The sequence below is a fragment of the Candidatus Zixiibacteriota bacterium genome, assembly GCA_040756055.1.
GTDB lineage: Bacteria > Zixibacteria > MSB-5A5 > GN15 > FEB-12.
In genome coordinates this window covers 62,971-81,736 of sequence record JBFLZR010000004.1, presented here as the reverse complement: position 1 = coordinate 81,736, position 18,766 = coordinate 62,971, and the positions used below count along the sequence as shown (strand labels likewise).

General features: G+C 52.8%; 17 protein-coding genes. 10 read left to right on the top strand and 7 right to left on the bottom strand.

The window, feature by feature from the left end:
• Positions 1-132: 132 nt before the first annotated feature.
• The 4 genes from AB1483_08615 to AB1483_08600 all read right to left on the bottom strand — a co-directional run bounded on the left by AB1483_08615 (position 133) and on the right by AB1483_08600 (position 5,289).
• Complete coding sequence (locus tag AB1483_08615; GenBank protein ID MEW6412519.1) at positions 133-804, bottom strand: OmpA family protein; 672 nt, start codon at positions 802-804, stop codon at positions 133-135.
• Positions 805-879: 75 nt separating this feature from the next.
• The gene (locus tag AB1483_08610) at positions 880-1,287 is read right to left on the bottom strand and encodes a DUF4440 domain-containing protein (protein MEW6412518.1); all 408 of its coding nucleotides are present in this window, start codon (positions 1,285-1,287) and stop codon (positions 880-882) included.
• 40 nt (positions 1,288-1,327) lie between these two features.
• Complete coding sequence (gene secA, locus AB1483_08605; protein ID MEW6412517.1) at positions 1,328-4,312, bottom strand: preprotein translocase subunit SecA; 2,985 nt, start codon at positions 4,310-4,312, stop codon at positions 1,328-1,330.
• A gap of 191 nt (positions 4,313-4,503) precedes the next feature.
• Entirely contained in the window at positions 4,504-5,289 is a 786-nt protein-coding gene (locus tag AB1483_08600) for a DUF3800 domain-containing protein (protein ID MEW6412516.1), read from the bottom strand.
• A gap of 182 nt (positions 5,290-5,471) precedes the next feature.
• Between AB1483_08600 and rsgA the strand changes: the two genes are divergently transcribed.
• From rsgA to pyrF, 8 genes are all read left to right on the top strand, one after another.
• Complete coding sequence (gene rsgA / locus AB1483_08595; protein ID MEW6412515.1) at positions 5,472-6,377, top strand: ribosome small subunit-dependent GTPase A; 906 nt, start codon at positions 5,472-5,474, stop codon at positions 6,375-6,377.
• Positions 6,378-6,437: 60 nt separating this feature from the next.
• Positions 6,438-7,340: an MlaD family protein gene (locus AB1483_08590; protein ID MEW6412514.1), complete on the top strand. Its 903-nt coding sequence runs from the start codon at positions 6,438-6,440 to the stop codon at positions 7,338-7,340.
• Positions 7,341-7,343: 3 nt separating this feature from the next.
• The gene (locus AB1483_08585; GenBank protein ID MEW6412513.1) at positions 7,344-9,512 is read left to right on the top strand and encodes an alpha-amylase/4-alpha-glucanotransferase domain-containing protein; all 2,169 of its coding nucleotides are present in this window, start codon (positions 7,344-7,346) and stop codon (positions 9,510-9,512) included.
• Between the two features lie 114 nt (positions 9,513-9,626).
• Positions 9,627-10,370 (top strand): NAD-dependent deacylase, encoded by a 744-nt coding sequence (locus AB1483_08580; GenBank protein MEW6412512.1) that lies wholly within the window; start codon positions 9,627-9,629, stop codon positions 10,368-10,370.
• A gap of 64 nt (positions 10,371-10,434) precedes the next feature.
• Complete coding sequence (locus AB1483_08575) at positions 10,435-12,543, top strand: tetratricopeptide repeat protein (GenBank protein ID MEW6412511.1); 2,109 nt, start codon at positions 10,435-10,437, stop codon at positions 12,541-12,543.
• The gene (locus AB1483_08570; protein MEW6412510.1) at positions 12,540-13,334 is read left to right on the top strand and encodes a dihydroorotate dehydrogenase electron transfer subunit; all 795 of its coding nucleotides are present in this window, start codon (positions 12,540-12,542) and stop codon (positions 13,332-13,334) included. The genes AB1483_08575 and AB1483_08570 overlap by 4 nt, the downstream gene beginning before the upstream one ends.
• Positions 13,331-14,248: a dihydroorotate dehydrogenase gene (locus AB1483_08565; GenBank protein MEW6412509.1), complete on the top strand. Its 918-nt coding sequence runs from the start codon at positions 13,331-13,333 to the stop codon at positions 14,246-14,248. Before AB1483_08570 ends, AB1483_08565 begins: the two co-directional genes overlap by 4 nt.
• Entirely contained in the window at positions 14,248-15,540 is a 1,293-nt protein-coding gene (gene pyrF, locus AB1483_08560; GenBank protein ID MEW6412508.1) for an orotidine-5'-phosphate decarboxylase, read from the top strand. Before AB1483_08565 ends, pyrF begins: the two co-directional genes overlap by 1 nt.
• Positions 15,541-15,643: 103 nt before the next feature.
• Here pyrF and AB1483_08555 read toward each other — a convergent pair whose 3' ends face one another.
• Both AB1483_08555 and AB1483_08550 read right to left on the bottom strand, forming a co-directional pair.
• Positions 15,644-16,204, bottom strand: coding sequence for a GNAT family protein (locus tag AB1483_08555; GenBank protein MEW6412507.1), 561 nt, complete (start codon positions 16,202-16,204; stop codon positions 15,644-15,646).
• A gap of 35 nt (positions 16,205-16,239) precedes the next feature.
• Positions 16,240-16,782, bottom strand: a complete 543-nt coding sequence (locus AB1483_08550) for an inorganic diphosphatase (protein ID MEW6412506.1) — start codon at positions 16,780-16,782, stop codon at positions 16,240-16,242.
• Positions 16,783-16,907: 125 nt separating this feature from the next.
• Between AB1483_08550 and AB1483_08545 the strand changes: the two genes are divergently transcribed.
• Complete coding sequence (locus AB1483_08545; GenBank protein MEW6412505.1) at positions 16,908-17,255, top strand: hypothetical protein; 348 nt, start codon at positions 16,908-16,910, stop codon at positions 17,253-17,255.
• Between the two features lie 48 nt (positions 17,256-17,303).
• Here AB1483_08545 and tpx read toward each other — a convergent pair whose 3' ends face one another.
• The gene (gene tpx, locus AB1483_08540) at positions 17,304-17,822 is read right to left on the bottom strand and encodes a thiol peroxidase (protein ID MEW6412504.1); all 519 of its coding nucleotides are present in this window, start codon (positions 17,820-17,822) and stop codon (positions 17,304-17,306) included.
• A gap of 190 nt (positions 17,823-18,012) precedes the next feature.
• On the opposite strand from tpx, the gene prxU reads away from it, so the two are divergent.
• Positions 18,013-18,720, top strand: a complete 708-nt coding sequence (gene prxU / locus AB1483_08535) for a thioredoxin-dependent peroxiredoxin (GenBank protein MEW6412503.1) — start codon at positions 18,013-18,015, stop codon at positions 18,718-18,720.
• The last annotated feature ends 46 nt before the right edge of the window (positions 18,721-18,766 follow it).

Genomic DNA, 18,766 nt, shown 5'->3' with positions numbered 1-18,766 from the left:
AGGACATCTGCCGCTCACAGTATGGGGGTCGGCTCGGTTCAGGGCAGATGAGGATATCTGCCGCTCACGGTAATAATAAGCGGGAATCAGGTGTGATTCCCGCTTTGCGCAATTCATTTTTCACAACAAGTCTTAACCGGCTGTTTGCTCCTCGGCGACTTTCTTGAGCTTGTCGTTGGCATAGATGGCTATTTCGACACGGCGGTTGGCCTGACGACCATCGACAGTCTCGTTGGAGGCGACAGGCTGAAGTTCCCCATACCCCAGCACGGTGAACCGCGTCGGGATGACGTTGTTCATGGCGAGATGGGTGGCTACGGATTCGCCCCGGCGAACCGATAGTCCCATGTTGTATTCTTCGGGACCGGTCGAGTCGGTGTGACCCTCGACGAGAATCTCAGTGTCTTCGTACTTGTTCAAGATCACCGCCAGTTTTTCGAGATTGGCCTTCGCCTCGGGCCGCAAATCCGACTTGTTGATATCGAAAAGAATCCCCGAATCGAAAGTGATTTTGATACCTTCGCCGATTCTCTCGATTTTGGCGCCCTCAAGGTCGCGCTCGATTTCCTCGGCCTGCTTGTCCATGTAGTTGCCGATATAGGCGCCTGCCGCGCCACCGATAGCCGCGCCGATAATAGCGCCGACAGCGGTATTACCGGCTTTATCGCCGATCACGCCGCCGATTACGGCCCCGGCCGCCGCGCCAATCACCAGACCCTTGTCCTTCTTTTTCCAGTTCGAACAACTGGTAAAGCTGAACGCGAGCGCGAGAATGACGAGAAAGACCAATGACTTCTTAATCATATAAGATGCCCTCCGTGGTTAATAGTTGTCTTATCCAAACCTACGTGGTTGCTAACGCAAAAGCGAGTGAAAAAACTAAGAGTCGATATTTTTGCCATCCGGAATAAATGACTCTGCCGCAGTCGGTGTACCCTGGTGGAAGACCATGCGCCAGTTGCCGTTTACAATCTTCCAGATGGAGCTTCGCAGCGAATCTCCGGTCGGTTGGTCGCCTTCGGTTATCGTCGCGCGATAGGTCACCAGCGCCACTTCAGAGGACAAAGCGACACACTTGAAATCACTAATAGAGATTCGCATCGATGACTCTTCGGCCAGGCTGGCGATAATGCTGTCGCGGTCGTAGATGCAACCGGAACTTCCGAATTCCACGAACTCTTCGGCAATAAGCTCGGTCAGTTGCTCGCGGGAATGTCGGACATCCGGTTGAAACAGGCGGGTTTCGAGCTGATAGAGAAGGTCCGACAGTGAATTTCCGTCAGCCATGGCTTACCCTCCCGGGCAAGATCAGCATTACAGATTTATTTTATTCGTTCGCGCCGTGGCACTTTTTGTATTTTTTGCCGCTGCCGCAGGGGCAAGGGTCGTTGCGGCCGACTTTGGGTTGCTCACGTTTTATGGTCCGTTCCTGTTTGCCGGCCTGAGACGCCTGGGCCATCGGGCTGGCTTCCGGTCGACCGCCCTCGGGAGCCTGTACCGCGGCGGAGGCGAGCCCCATACCGGTAGTATCGGCGTGACGGGCCACCATCGCCGGCTGTTCCCGTCGGCGTTCCTCGCGCGATTTCTGCGGCATATTTACTTGAAGCTTGAAGACCAGGTTGACGATTTCCTTATCGACTGCTTCGACCATGTCCTGGAACATGCGGAAGCCTTCGCGCTTGTAAATATCGATCGGTTTACCCATGCCGCCGTGATAGGCCCGAAGGCCGATACCGGTGCGGAGTTCATCCATCTCGGCCAGATGATCGCGCCAGTGGCGGTCGATAGTCGACAGGACGGCGTAGCGTTCGAGCTGACGCATGATCTCGTTGCCGTAGGCGGTCTCTTTCTGCGTGTAAATCTGCATGATCGCTTTGAGGATGTTTTCTTTCAGGGATTCACGCGTCAGTTTCTCGATGTCGGAGTCTTTGAACTGGACGTTGAGCAGGTATATTTTGCGAAGCTCCTCGGTAAAGCCGGTCAGGTTCCATTCCTCGGGATAGACTTTTTCGGGGCAGTAAGCATCGATTACCGTTTCGAGAATCTCTTCGATCAGCTCGACCACTTCTTCTTTGATAGACTCTCTTTCCAGCGCGGCCAGACGTCGTTCGTAGATCCACTTGCGCTGGACATTCATGACATCGTCATATTCGAGAGTGTGTTTGCGGATGGCGAAATTCTGGGCCTCGACTTTTTTCTGGGCGCGCTCTATGGCTTTGGTGACCATACCGTGGGTGATGACCTCGCCCTCTTCGACACCCAGCCGGTCCATGATACTACCCAGTCTATCGCCGCCGAACAGGCGCATGAGGTCATCTTCGAGAGAGAGGAAAAACAGCGACGACCCCGGGTCGCCCTGACGTCCGGAACGTCCGCGAAGCTGGCGGTCGATGCGTCTTGATTCGTGGCGTTCGGTGCCGACTATGTGCAGGCCGCCGCGTTCCACCACGCCCTGGCCGAGACGGATATCGGTGCCGCGGCCGGCCATGTTGGTGGCGATTGTGACGGCCCCCATTTCACCGGCGCGGGCGACGATTTCCGCCTCGCGCTGGTGCTGTTTGGCGTTGAGGACATTGTGGCTGACGCCGATACGCTTGAGCATGCGCGAGAGCGTCTCGGATACATCAACCGTCACCGTACCTACCAGTACCGGTTGCCCGGCGTTGTGCCTTTGGACAATTTCTTCGATGATGGCGTTGTATTTTTCGCGGCGGGTCCGGTAGATGCGGTCATCCTGATCATCGCGTACGACCGGTTTGTTGGTCGGGATAACCATGACATCGAGCTTGTATATGTCAAAAAACTCCTGGGCTTCTGTTTCCGCCGTGCCGGTCATGCCGGCCAGTTTATCGTACATGCGGAAATAGTTCTGCAGGGTGATGGTGGCCAGGGTTTGCGATTCGGCCTCGATAGTGACGCCTTCCTTGGCTTCAATCGACTGGTGAAGTCCGTCGGAGTAGCGTCTTCCCGGAAGGATACGTCCGGTGAACTCATCGACAATCATCACCTTGCCTTCCTCGATAACATATTCGACATCTTTTTCATAGAGCGAATAGGCGCGCAGCAGCTGGTTGATGGCGTGGACTTTTTCCGAACGCTCGGCGTGCACCCGGTAGATTTCGTCAGCCTTCTTCTGGCGTTCTTCCGCCGATAGAGACTCGTCGCCTTCGACCTCGGAAAGCATGGTTGAGATATCCGGTATCTCGAACAGTTGCTGTTCGCCTTTATCGAGCTGGGCGGTGCCGAGGTCGGTCAGGGCGATGGAATGTTCGCGTTCGTCGATATAGAAATAGAGCTTGTCGTCTATCTGGTGGAGTTTTTTGTCGCGCATGAATGACGACTCGACATCGGTCATCAGCTTTTTCATGCCCGGCTCTTTGAGTATCTTGAGCAGCTTTTTGTTTTTGGGAGCGCCGCGGTTGGCCGCCAGAAGCAGCGTTCCCAGTTCGAACTCGTCTTCGCCGGCGCCGCGATTCATCATCCGCTCCGCATTGTGGAGCATGTCGTTAATGAGCATCGTCTGTTTGCGCACGAGCTTTTCGACAGTCGGTTTCATTTCGCGGTAGCGATCGTGCACTTTGGAATCGACCGTGCCGGAGATAATCAGCGGAGTACGGGCTTCATCGATAAGGATCGAGTCGACCTCATCGATGATGGCGTAGTTGTAATTGCGGTGGACGCGGTCATCGGCGGTCTGGGCCATATTGTCGCGCAGGTAGTCAAAGCCGAACTCGTTGGCTGTTCCGAAGGTGATATCACACCGGTACTGGACACGTCGCTCGGCGTTGGTCATCTGGTTTTGAATGACGCCGGTGGTCAGCCCGAGGAACTCGTAGATTTTTCCCATCCATTCGCGGTCGCGGCGGGCGAGGTAGTCGTTGACGGTGACGATGTGGACGCCTTTGCCGGAGAGGGCGTTGAGATAGGTGGGCATAGTCGCCACCAGCGTTTTACCCTCACCGGTCGCCATTTCGGCGATTTTGCCCTGGTGCAGGGCGACGCCGCCGATTAACTGAACATCGAACGGAATCATATTCCACTCGGTCTTTTGCCCGACAACATCCCATGTCTGTCCCATCAGCCGGCTGCAGGTTTCTTTGACCACCGCGAAAGCCTCGGTCATGATATCCTCGAGTGTGGCGCCATCGGCCAGGCGTTGCTTGAATTCGTCGGTTTTGGCTTTCAGGTCGTCATCGGAGAGCGGGTGGAGTTTTTCGTAGAAGTCGTTTATTTCGTCAACGAGGGGGAGCATTTGTTTGACATCCCGCTCGTGTTTGGTGCCGAATATTTTCGTTATTATATTGCCAATCATATCTTTTCCGGAATCTTATACATTACGAGTTATCTGAGGATACAAAATTTTGATACAGAAGGCAACAGCGGGAAAAACGTAAGATAATTCTCCTTGACACAAATTTATGTTTTTGCGTATATATAATTAATCCAGTTAACTGGAGGTGGATGGCAAAAGCTATCGGCCCCGGCCTTGAGTCGGGGCTTTTTTTATATGAATTTTTTGCCGCAACCCGTAATCTTGCCCTCTTTTTGATAGTATTTTGTCTGAAGTATGCCGGTTATCGACAGTGCGAACGGCGTAGGGGGATTGCTCAGTAATCCCTGTTCGCGCAGGATTTCGTTGCGGCTTGGCTGAGCCAAAATATCAGCGAGCTGGAGTCCAGCGATGTTATTCGATTTTGGCTTAACCTTCAATTGTTTGCTCGTCAGCACGTTCTGGATCCGTTCTCGATCGACATAATCAGTCCCCTGTCGCCACAGTCGAGAGAATGATTCCTTCAGTTTTTTGTCCTCTTTACCGCCCCTTGATTCCGCGAGCACGTCTCCGGTCGATCTCATTTCCTGAAGAAAGAAAACATACCTTTCCAACAATATTGCCAGGCAGTAGTGGTACGGGTGATAGCGCCAGGTGGCGTACGTTGAAACATGATTCATTTTGTCGAGGCAAATTGTTATTACCCGGTACTGCCAGTCTGAAAGCAATCTCAGCAGCCGCGAATCAAAGCCGTCCCTCACGTTCTTGTCTTTCAGAGACTGAAACGGCGGTTTAGCCCTACTGATTTCAGTACGATGCAGTATGATGGGTTCATCGGGATGCTGCCCAAACGCATGACACTTTAAGCGCTCCAATTGGGGATGAATGACTGTCCTAACGTGCTCTAAGTCTATGATAACGCCGGTCAAACTCAGGTATCTCTCGTTATCGCTGGTGAACCGTCTGAGGTCGTGCGTACCGGTCTCATCAACGTACATGCGGTATTTCGTAGTCGACATTGCTTCCCAATCAGGATATGACAGCAGAATTTGGTTCCCGTTTCCCCGAATCGTCAGGCTGTACGACAATATATAAACTCAATCGAACTGTAAGTCAAGCGTCTACTTTGAGTTGTCGGGCATTTGCCGCACCTTACATTTGTCTTGATAAGCTGTATTTATGCGGTTAGATTCATAAGCGTATGAGCAAGCACGAGAAGGCGGTCGTGGTCGCCACCAGAGGAAGGTTGTTTGATGTTCGTGTAGAGGATGGCACGCATCTCAAGTGCGAAGTGCGCGGGGGAGTGAAGGCTGATGCCGATGCTACCACGCCGGTGGCGGTGGGTGACGATGTTCTGGTCAGCCGCAGCCACAAAAAGGGCGGCGCTATTGAGAAAGTGCTCGAGCGCAGGTCTTCGTTCGGTCGGCCCGCGAAGGGAATCGAAGGGAAACTTCAAATTATCGCCGCCAATCTTGACCGTCTGGCGGTTGTGACGTCGGTGCGCTCACCTTCCCTGAAAACCGGTATGATCGACAGGGTCATAATCGCCGCTTACATCGGGCACATGACCCCCTTTATAATCATCAATAAGACTGACTTGAAACATCCGGACGATTTCGATGAGATCGTGGCGGCTTACCGATCCCTCGAATTCGAAGTATTCACCGTGTCAGCCAAACGCGGCGATGGGATGGACGAGTTGAAGACGAATCTGATAGACCACAGAACATTATTCGTCGGTCATTCCGGGGTGGGGAAATCCTCGATTTTGAACGCGCTTATCCCCGGATTGAACCTAAAGACAAAAGAGGTATCGTCTTACAGCAATCGAGGCAAGCATGCCACTACCTCCATAGAGCTGTTTGAATTGCCCAATGGCGGGTATATCGCTGATTCTCCGGGTCTAAAGGTTATGGGGTTGTGGGATGTTCGGAAGGAGGATTTGCCGCATTATTACCCTGATTTTGAACCATTTATGGCCGAGTGTCGTTTTAAGCCATGTAGCCATACCCATGAGCCGGACTGCGCCGTAAAGGCGGCGGTAAAACGCGGGGAAATACATGAATTCAGATGGGAAAACTATGTTGCTATCGCGGACTCCATTTAGCTATTATTCTGTGCGGGTTAACTTAAAAAATGGTAATAAGTTACCGATATAAATAGAGATATGGCCTCAAGAGATATAGAGTTTAAAGTCGGTGTTATCATCCTTGTCGGTATAATCATCCTTGGCGGGTCACTGTTTTGGCTTCAAGATTATCGCCTGGAGCAGACCGCCCAGGTAGTGATGGTCCGGTTTGATGATGTTGGTACTCTTGAAGTTGGCGACAAAGTTACGGTCTCAGGAGTGCGCAAGGGGAAAGTGAACGGCTTAAAACTCACCGAAGACGGTGTTCGTGTGGAGATTTTACTCCAGACCGATGTTGTTTTGAAAAGGGATGCCGCCTTCACGATCAAGAATTTGGGTCTAATGGGTGACAGGTTTATCGCTATCGATCCGGGCAAAGATTCCGTTCTTCTGGTGACTGATGAGACGATTAACGGCAGCTATGATACGGGATTGCCGGAAGTAATGGGTTTGATGGGCGAGATGATAGTGGAGTTGCGTTCTCTGGTGGGTTCATTCAAGAGGTCGATCGGATCCGACTCGTCGCTGCAAAAATTCAATAACACGATTTCGAATCTGGAGTCGGTAACGGCCTCGATGGCGTCGTACATGGACCGAAACAGCGACCGTCTCGACCAAACCGCCACCAATTTCCACAAGGCGTCGAAGGAGTTGAGCCGGATGCTTTCGGATAATTCGGGCAAGGTTGACTCGGCGGCCCAGCGCATGGATCGTATGACAATGAGACTCGAAGATTTCGTGGGGCGGCTTGACAGTCTGTCGATGTCGTTCAAGGAGTTTGCGGACAACCTGAATAATCCCGATGGAACCCTGCAGCTTTTGGTCGAGGACCGTCGCCTTTACGATGACCTTCGCCGCACCGCTGATAATATCGATGATTTGATTTTGGATATTCGCGCCAATCCCGGCAAATATATCAATCTAAAGCTGGAGATCTTCTGATCGATGAGCAAATTTAGGCTGGCCTTTGGGATTCACAATCACCAACCGGTCGGTAATTTCGACCATGTGTTTGAATTTGCCCATCGCAACGCCTACGCGCCGTTTCTTGAGGCGCTCAGTCGCTCGGGATTGTCCATCTCGCTTCACCAGTCCGGTATTCTCTGGGACTGGCAGGAGAAGCACCATCCGGAATATCTTCAGACGGTTAAGGCGATGGTTACGCAGGGTCGCCTGGAGCTTATGACCGGCGGATTCTATGAACCGATTCTGATATCGATACCGGAACGTGATGTTCAGGGGCAGATAAAGCAGCTGAATGACTATCTCAAAAAGCATTTCGATTTTACCCCGGAGGGATTGTGGCTGACCGAGCGAATCTGGGAACCGCACCTTCCCAGACAACTCCAGCAGGCCGGTGTCAAATTTCTCCCCGTTGATGATACTCACTTCATCTATGCCGGTTTCGAGCACAGCCAGTTAACCGGTCCGTTTGTGACCGAGCACGAAAACTACCGCGTGAAGTTGCTTCCGATATCCAAGCGGATGCGTTATCTGGTGCCGTTCGGTACGGTGGACGAAGTCATCGACGAGCTCAAATCGCACGCCGAGGGGGATCCCTCGGGGATGATCATCTACGCCGACGATGGCGAGAAGTTCGGCAGTTGGCCGCAGACGCATCAGCATTGTTATGTCGATGGATGGCTTTCGAATTTCTTTGAAGCGCTCGCCAGGAATTCGGACTGGCTTGAGGTGGTGCCGTTGAAGACGGCTGCCGACGCCAAAGCGGTTGGGCGGGCCTATCTGCCATCGGCGTCATATGCCGAGATGCTTCACTGGTCACTGCCACCGACGGCTTTCGTCCAGTATGAAAATTTTGAGATGTATCTCAAAGACCACAGCCTGCAGAAACTTTATGGACGGTTCGTCCGCGGGGGGCACTGGCGTGGATTTCTGGCCAAGTATGATGAAGCCAATCTGATGCACAAGAAAATGATGGCTGTATCGGAGCGGTTGGCGAGTTTCAAAGCGAAAACCGAAGCGGAAAAGAAGCAACTCGAAACGGCCCGCGATCACCTGTACGCCGGGCAGTGCAATTGTCCCTACTGGCACGGGGTTTTTGGCGGTCTATATCTACCTCATATCAGACAGGCTATCTTCAGTAATCTTGTCTCGGCCGACAGCATCCTCGATAAGATGGAGTCTTCCAAGGGCAGCAGAATCTCAAGTTCGGACTACGATGCCGACGGCAGCGATGAGATAATTGTCGGTGGGGAAAAGCTCTCGGCGGTATTTAAGCCGGGGCGGGGAGGAACTCTACTCGAGTTGTCGATCAATGAGCGCAGTTTTTCTATCACCGATACGCTAACGCGGCGCAGAGAGGGTTATCATCTCAAGCTCGACCAGGCGGTCACACCGGGAAGCGAAAGCAAAACAGCCTCGATTCACGATTTGGTCCTCGCCAAGGAAGAAGGTCTCAAGGAGTTGTTGACCGAGGACTGGTATTTGAAGCGCTGCTTTATCGATCATTTCTTTAACGGCGGTGTCAACTATGAAGCCTTTCATTCGGGAGTGTTTCGTGAGGATGGCGATTTCGTGCTGGAGCCGTATGACAGCAGGATTGACAAGAAGTCCGGCAGTATCACGCTGATGCGCGATGGTCACCTGTGGAAACCCGAGGGTGTGATTCCGGTCAGGCTGGTCAAGACGTTCGCCTTCAATCAGGATCGTGGCAGAATCGATGTTACTTACGAGATGTCGTGTCCGGGTCATGCCGGTCAGGATGTCAGTTTCGGATTGGAGAACAATTTCAATCTTCAGGCCGGCCATGATGATCAGCGGTTTGTTCTGATCGATGGAGAACGTCCGCACGATTCATTTCTTGATACCTCCGCCGAGCACAAGGGGATATCGTCTTTTGCCATGGTCGATTCGGCCCGCGATATCGCTATCGGCCTGGAATGCCGGCCATCGGGTGACCTCTGGCGAATGCCGATTTTCACGGTATCGCTATCCGAGGGCGGCTTTGAGAAAGTGTATCAGGGAACGACTCTGTTGAATCACTTTTTCCTCAGGCTGACCGATGAGCCTACCGTGCTTCATTTCGGCCTCGTGGCGGGCACGGTCGGTCAGGTGACCGAAAATCTGAGTACGTCGGCCATTCACCACAAATAACGGCACTCTTGGTTGCCGCCGATTTTTCCTTCTTATAAGCCCGTGTGGCTGACCGTTTTTCCGTCCCCAAACATTTATTTTGGCTTTTGCCGCCACGATTCATATCTTGCGCCTGTGGTAGAAGAAATTGTCGACGTAATGGTTAACTGCCGCAGTTGTGTGGTGCTCACCGGAGCGGGAATTTCGGCCGAGTCGGGCGTACCTACCTTTCGGGGCCAGGAGGGTTTGTGGAAGAAGTTTCGGCCTGAAGAATTGGCGACCATGGATGCTTTCATTGCTAATCCCAAGATTGTCTGGGAGTGGTACAACTGGCGCCGTCAATTGATGGCCAAAGTAACGCCGAACGCGGGTCACCTGGCCATTACCGAAATGGAGTCATGGTGCGAAAGTTTTACGCTGGTGACGCAGAATGTCGATAATCTGCACCGCACCGCCGGGACTCAGGATATTCTGGAACTGCACGGCAATATCCAGCGAAACAAGTGTGTTGACTGTAACGAGCCATTCGACCCGGTCGTGGAAATCAACCCGGATAAAATTCCGAAATGCAAACTGTGCGGGGGGAGGATACGTCCGGATGTAGTCTGGTTTGGCGAGCTTTTGAATCCACAGATTATCGACCGGGCGTTCAGGGTTTCACAGGAGGCTGATATATTTTTCTCGGTCGGAACATCCGCCATCGTACATCCGGCGGCATCGCTGCCTCCGACGGCGAAACGAGACGGCGCCACCCTTGTTGAGGTGAATACAGAAGAAACGCCGATCAGCTTTCTGGCCGATTTTCAGATTCGGGAGAAATCCGGCGAATTTTTACCTCGTCTGGTTCAGCAGTTGAAACAGAGAAAGCAGGTCAGATAGCTGCAACCAGCTACTGGCTGAACGGTATAAGGTAAGAGTTACCAGTGAGATAGGCTATAACCTGATGTTTTTCAGAAAATACCGAACGTTTATTTTGATTATTCTGGCGCTGTCGTTGACTTCGCTGGGTGGCTGTGTTTACTGGAATACTTTCTACAACGCGAAGAAGGCTTTCAACGAGGCCGAGAAATCCCGCAGAGCGAGCGCCTTCGGGCGCGGACGCATAAATACGGGGCTGTACGAGACCGCCATTGAAAAATCCCTCAAGGTGATTGAAAACTACCCCAATTCCAAGTACTACGATGACGCTCTTTTTGTGCTGGGGGTATCATATTTTTACACTGAGAAATACATCTCTTCCGAGCGTCGCATGAGGGAACTTCTGGCCAACTACCCGGACTCCAAGTTCGGCAAGGAGGCCGAGCTTTATCTGGCAAAATCGAAGCTTGCCCTGCGCGATGAGAAGCCGGCCATGGAAATTTTCGAAAAGATATTCCGCTCCGATTTCAAAAGGGAGTACAAAGTCGAGGCGGCCATAGCGCTTGGGAACTACCACTTTGATGAGCGGGATTACGAGAGGTCACGTCAGTATTTTCAGGCTATCCGCGACTCGCTGGGCAGCGATAGTGAAAAGAAGATGGGCCAGTTGATGATAGCCGATGGTTACTACAATGATTTCGACTCGCGGGCGGCGCTGGGAGCGTATCTTCAGGTTCTCGGAATGAAGCCGGAGCCCGATGAGAAGTATCACTCGCTGTATTATGCCGCTCAAGCGGCTTTTCGCCTGATGAGGATTTCCGACGGGCTCGATTATCTCCAAACGCTGGCTACTGACGAAACGTATTTCGACTCGCTCGCGGTGATAAGACTTCAAATCGCGGCGGGATACGAGTACGCCGAAGATATAGCGCAGGCCGAGCAGATTTATTCCGAAGTGCTGGAGCAGGAGGAGAAAAAGCAGATCGCCGCCGAAGCGGCGTATCGTCTCGGACTGATTCATCAGTTCGATTACGACGATTTGCCGAAGGCTAAAGAATTTTACGACCAGACAGTGAAACTCGACCGTAATTCGGTGGTTGGGCTCGACGCGCTCCAGCGTTCATCGGATATAGGCAAGATCAAAACATACGCCCGGGCGGCGCTTGATTCGACGGCCTCCCAGGAAGTAATCGATGAGGCCGCGATCACCCAGTACCAATTGGCCGAGCTGTACTGGTTCAGTCTCAACAAGCCGGATTCGGCCATGATTGAGATGCAGTATGTCGTTGATTCCTTCCCGTCATCGACCATCGCTCCCAAGGCAATGGTGGCGCTGGCGCAAATGTATCGGGACAATCTTGGAGACTCGACTAAGGCTCGTGAGTTGTTCGAGCGGGTGCTGGAGCGTTATCCCCGATCCGACTATGTACCGCAGGCGCTGGAGGCCCTGGAATTGAAAGACACGCCGGCCGATACCGGTTACGCTCAGATATATCTGGACAAGGCGGAGAAGTTCCTGGTCGATCAGGAGAATATCGATTCGGCTCGCTTTTACTATCGGGTGATTGCCGATAATTTTCCTCGCAGCAAGTATTATCCTCAGGCCAAATTCAGTTTGATCTGGCTTCAGGAGCAATACAACAGCCCCGGGGATTCATCGGTCTATTGGGCCTACACCGAGTTCGTTGACTCGTTCCCCGGTACTGACTGGGCGCTGGAGGCGGAAAACCGTCTGGCAGTCAACCGGCCTCAGAGTAAAGCCAGGCAACCCAGGCCGGATACCACCGATGTTCGAGACGAGAGGATAACCGATGATCTCGCCGCCGATACGGGTGCGGTCCAGGAGGATGAGCAAGCTCTGACACCAATCGAGGCCGTTTACATCGGTCCCAACGGAGAGCCTATCAAGAACGCTCCAATTGAGCCGGTGGAAATCCGCGAGGAGTTTATCTATCCGGTTGAGGCCTATCGGCTCGGCTGGGAAGGCGACCTGTATTTTCAAATCTTCCTTGATTTTTCGGGTGAAGTTACGGATTATATCCTGAAAATTCGCTGTGAGAGCGAAGAAATTAACCGCGAGGCCAGCGAGGCTGTGGCGTCAATGATATTCGACCCGATGCGGATACCCCAGGAGCAACAGGATAGCTGGATGGTTTACAGATTTCAGGTCAGAAAACCGGAACACCTGCGATGATAAAGCCGACGTGCGAAGACACGTTTTTGATAAAAAAGCGCGACCTCAAAAACAACTACTTCTCCATGGTCTTTAAGACCTACTCCCGTGTTGACCAGTGTCAGCCGGGACATTTTGTTCACGTTCACATTCCATCGACAGACATCTTCTTCAGACGAGCGATGTCGGTTGCGGGCGTGTTGGTTGAAAGCGGCGAGATTGAGGTCATTTTCAAGGTGGTTGGCCGGGGGACACGGCTGCTCAGTATGCTTCACCCAGGCGACCGCGTGAATTTTCTCGGCCCGCTCGGCGTGTCGTTCAAACTTCCCAAAAAGAGCGAAAAAGCGATCATGGTGGCCGGGGGAGTGGGGTTTCCGCCGCTTTTCTACATGGCGACCGAGATGGTCCGCCGGGGTTATGATCCCAAAAATATCGAATTCTTCTACGGCGGGCGATCCGTTTCGGACATACTTGAAAGAACCCGCATCAAAAAGCTGGGCGTCACTTTTCATCCGGTGACTGAAGACGGCTCCTATGGGGAAAAGGGCCTTGTGACAGGTCCGGTGGAGAGGTACATAAAAAGCGGCGACAAGGCGAAAATGCGGCTTTATGGCTGCGGTCCCGATGGTATGCTGAGAGCCGTCAACGAACTTGGTCTGCGACTGGGTGTTCCCGGACAACTTTCGCTCGAGGCGCCGATGCCGTGCGGAGTGGGAATCTGCCTGGGCTGTGTGGTTCCACTTGTCAAAGGCGGATATGCCCGGGTTTGTCAGGACGGACCGGTTTTTGAAATCGGTGAGGTGGCGTTATGACGCCGAATCTTAAAGTCTCTATCGCCGGCGTCGAGTTCGCCACGCCGATAATGACAGCTTCGGGTTGCTGCGGCTACGGCGAGGAACTGGCGGCGATTTTTCCGATGTCCAAACTGGGGGCGCTGGTAACCAAGTCGGTGACGCTCAATCCCCGCGAAGGTCACCCGCCGCCCAGAACGGCCGAGACGGCATCGGGGATGCTCAACGCTATCGGGCTCGCCAACGTTGGGGTAGACCGTTTTATCACCGAGAAGATTCCGTTTCTCGAAAAGCAAAAGACGAAAGTAATTGTCAACGTGGCCGGCTCGAAACTCGAGGAGTATGTCGAGGTCTGCAGTCGATTGAACGACATCGAGCGGGTTGATATGATCGAGCTCAATATCAGTTGTCCGAACGTGAATGAAGGCGGGATGGAGTTTGGTTCCGACCCGGCGATGACGGAAAAATCGGTGGCGGCGGTAAAAAAAGTATTCTCCCGTCCCCTCATAGCGAAGCTCTCGCCCAACGTGACCTCGATAACCACCATCGCTCAAGCAGCCCAGCAGGGCGGCGCGGACGCTTTTTCTGTGATCAATTCGCTGGTAGGCACCTCGATTGACACCGACACCTGGCGACCGAGGTTGACCAACAACAAAGGCGGCCTGACCGGCCCGGCGATAAAACCCGTAGCGCTGGCTATGGTGAACGCGGTTTATGAAAAGTGCAGTCTCCCGATTATCGGAATCGGCGGAATTGCCACCGCCGAAGATGTAGTGGAGTTTATGTTATGCGGCGCCACGGCGGTCCAGGTGGGAACCTCGCTGTTCGTGCGTCCCGATGCTCCGGTGATCATCGCTGATGGTCTCAAAGAGTATCTGAGGAAAAAGAAGCTGAGTTCAGCGTGTGAACTCATTGGCAAGGTAAGGAAATACTGATGAGTGCAGTAGACAAACTTAGATCGATACAGGACAAAAACAAGTCCATGATATGCCTGGGTCTGGATCTGGACCCGAAAAGGATGCCGCCGGAATTTACCAAGAGCATCAAAGGCATGTACGATTTCGTGATGCAGATTGTTGAAGCTACTTCGGATATGGTCTGTGCCTACAAACCCAACATGGCCTTCTACGAGAATAAAGGCCCCGAAGGCATCTCTCTTCTGACCTCGGTAGTTCAGCATATGCCTGAAGATGTGGTTTTGATTCTCGACGGTAAGCGCGGCGATATCGGCAACACGGCGTCGTTTTACGCCGAGGCGCTTTATCAAAGATTCCGGGCCGATTGGGTGACGCTCAGTCCCTATATGGGCTATGATTCCATGCGCCCGTTTCTGGAGTACGAAGACAAGGGGATTTTCGTTCTCTGTCTGACATCCAATACCGGTTCCAAAGACTTCCAGCATCTGAATTGTGACGGCAAGCCGTTGTACCGGATAGTCGCGGAGAAGGTATCGTACTGGAACAAGGATGACAACTGTGGCCTGGTTGTCGGAGCGACTCAACCGGAACACATCAAAGAGCTTCGTGATGTGGCCGGCAATATGCCGCTTCTCATTCCCGGTGTAGGCGCTCAGGGCGGTTCGCTGGAGAAGGCCGCGGTCTATGGAACGGACAATTTCAAAAAGTTGGCGGTGATAAATGTTTGCCGATCGGTACTGTATGCCTCGACCGGGAGTGATTTTACCGCGAAGGCGCGGGAGGAGTTGAAAAAACTGAATGATATGGTTGCGGGGCTGCGCAGCGGCGAGATAAAAATCGAAGATGAGGCGTGGCTGGAAGTTTCCACTGATCCAACCGAGCAGTCTCCGCCGCCTCCCCCGCCACAGCCGGAGCCGCCCCAGCCACAGGTTCCGCCGGTGCAACAGCAGCCACCGCAGCAATCGCAGCCGCAGCCGACTCCGCCGGTGCAACAACAGCCACCGCAGCAGTCGCAGCCGACTCCGCCTCCAGCACCACCCCCTCAGCAGGAACCGCCGAAGAGAGAGTGGAAACTTCCTCCCATACCGGACCTCCCTTTCGTAAAGAAAAAGGATCCGAACGAATCGGCGGCGCAATCTCAGCAGCAATCCGGGCAACAGCCGCAGGGCCGGCAGGATCATCCTCAGCGCGACAGTCAGCTGCGACCGGACAATCAGCAACGCGACAACAATCAGCGCAATTTCGATAACAGAAGCCGTCGCGATCGCCGCAACCGTCGGCACAACAAGCCGTGGCGACGGGACGGGTAAGGTGTCTGGATTTTTTTAGGGCTTCAGTTGAGAGTATCTCCGCTCCATGCCAGGCCGGTGTGGAGCGGTTTTTTTATGGCCTGATCAGCGATATGTCGCGTTCTCACCAATCCAGCTCAAATCGAAGCATCGAGTAGACGAGCTTGTCGTAGTATTCGCCGTTGTAGAAATGGTGGTTGCGAAGGGCGCCGTCTTTTTTGAACCCGACCGATTCCAGCAGAGCGACTGCCGCTTTGTTGAATTTCGCGGTGGAGGCATGAACCTTATTGAGGTCACGATACTTGAAAAGGTATTTGATCAAAACACGCATAGCGTCGGCGGCATGGCCGTTCTTGCGTTCATCGGGATCGATTAATATGCCCAGTTCGGCGGAGCGATTCAGAGGATTGTAATTGAAAAATGTGATCTGTCCCACCGGTATCTTATCTTCCTTGCGGACGATTGTGAAGGCCTGCCGGTCGGTAGACTTCTCCTGATTCTTGAAGGCTTCGGCAGCTTCCGCCGGGGTTCTGAATTTTATGGGGCGTTCGCTTTGTGCCTGTGGTTCTGATTGCATAAACCAGACATGGATATTTATGATATCCTCAGCGGTGGTCGGTCTGAGAAAGATGTTTTTGCCGACAAGCGACGGTTGCGTGGGGAGCGGTTGACCTTTTTCTGCCATATTATCCTCCGATCAGTTGCTGCCTTTTGCCCTGTTTACTCTTTGAGTTCGCTTTCCATCTTCCGGTATAGTTTCAGAGCGTCTTTTATACTGTTGACGGCATCGACACGCCCCCGCAGGCTATCGACTATCACTTCTTTGTGCTCGAGAATTTTGTAGTCCTCGAAGAAACGCTGGAGCTCTTTTATGACGTGAGGCGGCAGAGCTGAGATATCGTGATAACTGTTGTAGGCCGGGTCGTGGGCGTGGACGGCTATAATTTTATCATCCTGACCTTTTTCGTCGCGCATCGTTATGACCCCGATTGCCTTGCATTCGACCATGCACAGCGGGGTAATCGGCTCCTGGCAAAGCACTAAAACATCGAGCGGGTCGCCATCGTCGCAGAAACTCTGCGGAATAAAACCATAGTTGGCCGGGTAGTGAACCGAACTGTAGAGAACGCGGTCGGCTAGAAGCAGGCCGGTTTTCTTGTCCAGTTCGTACTTGTTTTTCGAGCCTTTGGGAATTTCGATTATAGCGAAAAACGAATCTTCAATATGGCTCCCCGGACTGACTTCGTGCCAGGGATTGCTCATTTTGCCTCCTTAAGCTATTTCAGTAGATTATAATCTCGCCACTATTGGTTGGCAAACTCAATTTATAAGGTCCGACCGGGCATGCTTGTAATTGACAATGCGCGTTAAAACCCTTTAAATGCGCTATGCGAAACAGAGTTATTTTCCTTTTTGCGATCGTGCTTCTCTACCTGATACCATCGCTGATTTTGCAGGGTATCTACGGGCCGTCGTTCGGTTTTCTATCGGGTGAAGATTGCTGGCAGCCCGATGGTGAGGGGGGATGGGTCAGGCATGGCGAGCCATCGTCGCCACCGCCCGACCAGCCAAGCGTAAACGTGCCGCTCTGGGTATATTATATCCCGATTTTCCTTCCCGGTATGGTGCTTTTCCTTTTTCTGTTTACACCTTTATCGCGCCATTTGGACTCGGCCCGTCCCCAGACGCTGCCGGATGAGTCGGCGGAAAGCGATTCGGAAGGCCCGGCAACCTAAGAAAAAACGCCCTTTCGGGCGTTTTCTTGTTTTCCCCTACCACCGCGTTTACTTGTTAACGGCTTTCTTCAAAGCCTCAAGGGCGGATTTGTAATCCGGCTCGGTGCTGACCTCCGGTACAATCTGCATGTGGGTGATCGTGTCGTTTTCGTCAACAACCAGCACGGCTCTGGCCAGAAGCCTGTTTTCTTTTATGAGGAGACCGTAGTTTTCTCCGAATGATACCGTTTTGTAATCCGACAGCATTCTCATCCTGTCGATGTTATTTTCCTGGGCGTATCGACTCTGGGCCGTCGGTAGATCGGCCGAGATTGTGTAAGTGGCAACTTTATCGGCCATCTGGGCCAACTCTTTGTTGAAAGTCCGTGTCTGAATACTGCAGGTCGAAGTGTCCAGCGAAGGAACGATTGACAAGAGGCGAACCTTTCCTCTGGTGTCGGACAATTTCACGGGCGAGAAAGTGCCGTCTGTCAGGGTGACATCCGGGGCCTTATCGCCGACTTTGAGTTCCTTGCCGACCAGGGTGAGGGGCTTGCCCTGCGATTTGATTACGTTATTTCTTTCCACGATTCATCCTTTCTTGTTTTGTATTACCGTCGTTTTGCAAAGTTCTAAACACGAATGATAGACGAAAGTTCACCACGATAAGCTTTGTGAGCAAAAAAACTCCGAGGAAGCTTGCGGTGGAGCGCTAAATGTGTATTTTAGGGTGTTCAAGTTGACAATTTAGCGTACAGTGGATTTCCAAGGAGGCAATATGGCAGAATCATCCGGATGCGGCAGGCCGAGCGGCAAAGTGCTCGGTCAGCAGGACGAACCGGTGTCCGTGAAAGATGAAACCATTAAGGAGGAGAAAAAGATGGCCGTTCAGGTTGGTAAGAAAGCCCCTGATTTCGAGGCGCCGGCCTATTTTAAGGGGGACTTTAAAAGGGTTAAATTGTCCGAGTCGCTGGGCAGCTGGGTTCTGCTGTGCTTCTACCCCGGTGATTTCACCTTTGTCTGACCGACAGAATTAGCAGCGGTCGCTGCTTCGTATAAAGAACTCGAAGGACTTGGCGTAAAAGTCTTTTCGTGCTCTGTCGATTCCCAATTCGTTCACAAAGTCTGGCATGAGGCCGAACTGTCGAAGATGGTTGACGGCGGGATACCGTTTCCGATGATATCCGATGCCGGCGGGCACATCGGCCGCGTGTATGGCGTCTACGATGAGGATTCGGGCGTCAATTTCAGGGGGCGGTTTATTATCGATCCCGATGGTGTCATTCAGGGCATGGAGCACCTGACGCCTCCGGTGGGACGCAATATCGATGAAACCATCAGGCAGGTCAAAGCCTTCCAGCTCGTCCGCAAGTCCAAGGGGACCGAGGCCACTCCCGCTGAGTGGAAGCCGGGGGATATGACATTGAAGCCCGGTCCGGCTCTGGTCGGGAAGGTCTGGGAAGTCTGGAAACCTCCGAAACGTTAGTCTTGCAAAGTTTATTTGCTTATTCAGCCGGGTTGTTTTGACCCGG

Bases quoted from the DNA above. Each gene is read 5' to 3' on its own strand.
- AB1483_08615 (MEW6412519.1), bottom strand. From the start codon at position 804: ATGATTAAGAAGTCATTGGTCTTTCTCGTCATTCTCGCGCTCGCGTTC.
- AB1483_08610 (MEW6412518.1), bottom strand. From the start codon at position 1,287: ATGGCTGACGGAAATTCACTGTCGGACCTTCTCTATCAGCTCGAAACC.
- secA (MEW6412517.1), bottom strand. From the start codon at position 4,312: ATGATTGGCAATATAATAACGAAAATATTCGGCACCAAACACGAGCGG.
- AB1483_08600 (MEW6412516.1), bottom strand. From the start codon at position 5,289: ATGTCGACTACGAAATACCGCATGTACGTTGATGAGACCGGTACGCAC.
- rsgA (MEW6412515.1), top strand. From the start codon at position 5,472: ATGAGCAAGCACGAGAAGGCGGTCGTGGTCGCCACCAGAGGAAGGTTG.
- AB1483_08590 (MEW6412514.1), top strand. From the start codon at position 6,438: ATGGCCTCAAGAGATATAGAGTTTAAAGTCGGTGTTATCATCCTTGTC.
- AB1483_08585 (MEW6412513.1), top strand. From the start codon at position 7,344: ATGAGCAAATTTAGGCTGGCCTTTGGGATTCACAATCACCAACCGGTC.
- AB1483_08575 (MEW6412511.1), top strand. From the start codon at position 10,435: ATGTTTTTCAGAAAATACCGAACGTTTATTTTGATTATTCTGGCGCTG.
- AB1483_08570 (MEW6412510.1), top strand. From the start codon at position 12,540: ATGATAAAGCCGACGTGCGAAGACACGTTTTTGATAAAAAAGCGCGAC.
- AB1483_08565 (MEW6412509.1), top strand. From the start codon at position 13,331: ATGACGCCGAATCTTAAAGTCTCTATCGCCGGCGTCGAGTTCGCCACG.
- pyrF (MEW6412508.1), top strand. From the start codon at position 14,248: ATGAGTGCAGTAGACAAACTTAGATCGATACAGGACAAAAACAAGTCC.
- AB1483_08555 (MEW6412507.1), bottom strand. From the start codon at position 16,204: ATGGCAGAAAAAGGTCAACCGCTCCCCACGCAACCGTCGCTTGTCGGC.
- AB1483_08550 (MEW6412506.1), bottom strand. From the start codon at position 16,782: ATGAGCAATCCCTGGCACGAAGTCAGTCCGGGGAGCCATATTGAAGAT.
- AB1483_08545 (MEW6412505.1), top strand. From the start codon at position 16,908: ATGCGAAACAGAGTTATTTTCCTTTTTGCGATCGTGCTTCTCTACCTG.